4 protein-coding genes are annotated in these 3,508 nt (G+C 73.3%); 3 read left to right on the forward strand and 1 reads right to left on the reverse strand.

The genetic code is table 11. The annotated features are described in order from the left end of the window. Window positions 1-172 precede the first annotated feature (172 nt). Window positions 173-844: a Tat pathway signal sequence domain protein gene (locus tag ABT247_RS32615; RefSeq protein WP_350750075.1), complete on the reverse strand. Its 672-nt coding sequence runs from the start codon at window positions 842-844 to the stop codon at window positions 173-175. A 468-nt stretch (window positions 845-1,312) separates the two neighbouring features. Between ABT247_RS32615 and ABT247_RS32620 the strand changes: the two genes are divergently transcribed. The 3 genes from ABT247_RS32620 to ABT247_RS32630 all read left to right on the forward strand — a co-directional run. Then, window positions 1,313-2,065, forward strand: coding sequence for a TetR/AcrR family transcriptional regulator (locus tag ABT247_RS32620; RefSeq protein WP_350750078.1), 753 nt, complete (start codon window positions 1,313-1,315; stop codon window positions 2,063-2,065). Between the two features lie 138 nt (window positions 2,066-2,203). Then, window positions 2,204-2,860, forward strand: coding sequence for a DUF6230 family protein (locus ABT247_RS32625; protein ID WP_350750081.1), 657 nt, complete (start codon window positions 2,204-2,206; stop codon window positions 2,858-2,860). A gap of 152 nt (window positions 2,861-3,012) precedes the next feature. Further along, window positions 3,013-3,508 (forward strand): DUF6114 domain-containing protein (locus tag ABT247_RS32630; RefSeq protein ID WP_502892543.1); only part of this gene is annotated, 496 nt, incomplete at its 3' end.

The raw sequence follows: 3,508 nt of genomic DNA on the forward strand, positions 1-3,508 counted from the left end.
CCGGCGGGTCACTTCCTTGTCCGGGGTCGTGGGCGTGCACAGGGGGGGCAGGGGCGGCAGTGGCCGCAGGGGCGGCAGGGGGGGCTTGCGCGGCAGGGGGGCTTGGGCGGGCGGCGGCGTACGGCAGGCCGCCGCCCGCCGTACGCCGCCGCCGCGTTGGCGGGGCCGTGCGTCAGTTGACGTACACGACCGGGCTGCCCGCGACCGAGCTGTCGGTCACCGGGCCGTAAGTGGCGCTGAAATAGCCGGTCGAGAAACACAGGCCCGGGCCGGAGACCAGCGTGAAGGGCTGGCTGGAGAACCCGATGGTGTTGCCCGTGTTCGAGGTGGTGCCGGAGATGCCGGTGCTGTTCTGGTAGACGCAGTTGATGCTGCCCAGGATGGTGTTGAGCACCACGGTGGTGCCCATCGCGCCGGCCGCGCCGGGGGTGAGCGAGACGGGGTTGCCGGCGGCGTCGCTGACCGTGTTGGTGAACGGCAGGTTGGTGACGGTGATGCTGCGCACGCCCGTGACGCCGAGGACGTTGGAGGTGCAGGAGCCGAAGGTCTGGGTGTTGAGCCGCTCGACCGCGCTGCCCGGGGCGCTGGGGTTGGACGTGACGCTGGCGGAGAAGGAGGAGGCGGCGCACTTGATGCCGCTCGTCCCGGAGGCGCTGTTGTAGAAGGTGGCGTAGCTGCCGGAGACCAGGTTCGCGGTCAGGGTGTCGCCGACGGAGACGGCCGGCCCGGAGGGGCTGCCGGTGGTCAGGACGGCGGCTCCGGCCGCCTGGGCAGGTGCCACGGCGGCGCCGGTGAGGGCGATGGCGGCGAGGGATGCGGCTGCGAGGGTGCGGCGGATGCGCATGAGGGTGCCTCTCTCCGTCCGGGGACGGGTGGGGGAATCCCCGCGTGCGGGTGTGGTGGTGGGCACGACGGGGGAGGTGAGGGCGTACCGAGGGGCTCCGGCGGACCACGGTGTCCGGGCGGGCCCGGCGCCACGGGCCCGCCGGTGCGGTCCGGCGGTGAGCGGTACGGCGGTAAGCGGTACGGCGGTGCAGGTGCGCGGTGTGCAGGTGGGGCTTCGCCGGGTACGACGGTCGGTACGGTTCGGTGCGCAGCGGTACGACGGTTCGGTGCGCAGCGGGGCGAGGCCGCATCGGTGCGGACGGGCGGTGCTGTGGGTGCACGTCGGCGGCTGCCGCCGCCGCGGGCCCGGGGCCGTCGGAGCCCTGGAGGTCGGCCGGTGGTGGCCTGCTCACCCACCGGTTGGAAACCTGCCAGTGTTGTAAACCCCGTGATCCGTCAATGTCAATACAGGACACAGGAGTTGGTGATGGATCCCAAGGACCTTCGGGCCGCGGAGCTGGCCCTGCTGCCGGGTGCCCGGACCGGCCGGGATCCGGCCAGGTCGATCAAGCCCGGCCCGCGCCGGCTGCCGGCCGGAGTGGTCGCCGCCACCCAGCGCGAACGGCTGCTGGACGGGCTGGTCCGCACGGTGGCCGAACGCGGCTACCAGCACGCCACGGTGAGCGACATCTGCCGCGCGGCCGGGGTGACCAGGCCGGTCTTCTACGAGCTGTTCAGCGGCAAGGAGGACGCCTTCCTGGCCGCGCACCGGTACGGCACCGGGGTGGTGCTCCGGCGGATGGCGGCGGCCTTCGCGGCCGAATCCGACTGGTGCGCCGGGATCCGCCGGGCGCTCGACGCCATGCTCCAACTCCTCGCCGGAACGCCCTCGTTCGCGACCATGGCGGTGATCGAGATCGAGGCGGTCGGCCCGGCGGGGCGTTGTGAGCGGGACCAACTCCTCAGCCGGTTCCGGGCGTTCTTCGCCGAGGTGCCCCAACTGCCGGGCGGCGTGCCGGTGGAGGAGATGGTGGACGCCGTGGTGGGCGGCGTCTACAGCACCCTCCACCGGCGGATCGCCTCCGGCCGCACCGATCGACTCCCGGAGCTGCTCCCGGTGTTGAGCCTGTTCTGCCTCGCGCCGTTCCTCGGCCCGGCCGAGGCGGCCCGGCGGCTGGGAGCCGGGATTCGTGAAGATCCTTCGTGCACCTCTATTGACCGGGCCGATACCGGGCAGTAGCTTCCCAGTTACTCATCGCGCTCCGACCGATCCGCCCCGCTGCCGAGGGGCGGACGGCCCGGTCGGGCGCGCCCGACGCTGTCCGCGCCAGGGCAACGTGCCAGTGCCTGCACACCCACCCACCCACAGGGAGCACACATGGCCATGTCCGAGGACGCCGCCGCCGCGGCGGATTCCCCACAGACGCCGACCGGTGCGAGAAGAGGCCGGGTACGGCTGAAGCGCTCCGTCCTGATGGCCGTCCCGGCCGTCGCGCTCGGAGGCGTCCTGATGACCCTCACCGCCCAGGGCGTGCTCGCCGCCCAGTTCTCCATCTCCGGCATGCCGTTCACCATCACCGCGGACAAGCTCGACGGACAGGGCTTCGCCCAGTTCGGCGGCCTGGACTCGATGATCCCCGACAGCCCCAACGCCGGCTCCACCGGCGGCCAGGTGCTGGTCGCGGTGTCGGCGATCAAGCAGGCCCAGATCACCAACCTGTGCCAGAGCGTCGACCTCGGCGGCATCAACCTGGTGATCCACGCCGGCGACGGCGGCACGCCCGTCTCCGCCACCGACCTCACCACCGACTCCGACCTGCTGTCCGGTGACGCGGAGTTCAACAACATCGAGATCGGCGGCGACGCCAGCACGTACACCAAGGCCGGCCCGGCCGGGAAGGGCAACCCGGGCGTCTTCGGCCAGCAGGCCGACACCGTCCAGCTGACCCACCTCAAGCAGCACAACTACGCGAGCACCGCCGCCGGGTTCAAACTGCCCAACCTGCGGCTGAGCTTCAGCTCCACGGGCTGCTGAGCATGGCCGGGTCCGTACCGGAGCCGACCGGAACCGGCGAGGGCGGCGGGCCGCGGACGGAGGGGGTGGCGGCCGAGGGGACGGCTGCCGCGCCCGCCGCGGGCACGCCCCCGCCCGCCGCTCCGGCAGCCGTCGACCCGACCGCGGCACCGGTGCCGGCACCGGCCGCCGCGGCGGCCCGGGGCCCCGTCCGGCGCGACTGGCGGGGCGGGCGGCCGTTCTGGGGCGGGCTGCTGGTGACGCTCGGCGGCGCCGAGATCCTGTTCACGCTCTGGGCCCCGCTGCCCGTCCTCCTGCACATCGGGATGGCGGGACTGGCGGGCTACCTGGTGCCGGTGGTGATGGTGGTGTGCGGCCTGCTGATCCTGTTCAACCCGGGCCAGCGGCTGTTCTACTCCATCCTCGCGGTGCTCGCCTCGCTGGCCACCTGGGTGACCTCCAACCTGGGCGGCTTCCTGATCGGGATGCTGCTCGGCGTGGTGGGCTCCTGCCTGACCTTCGGGTGGCTGCCCGATCAGCCGCTGCGCCGCGGGCGCCAGCGGCGGGAAGTTGAACCGGTCCAGGGCCAGGGCGGCGAGGGCGACCAGCAGCGCCAGGGCGGCGACGGCCGCCACCGGTACGGCGCGGCGGCGCAACGGTGTGGAGCGC

Source organism: Kitasatospora sp. NPDC001539, assembly GCF_040298565.1.
Classification (GTDB): Bacteria; Actinomycetota; Actinomycetes; order Streptomycetales; family Streptomycetaceae; genus Kitasatospora.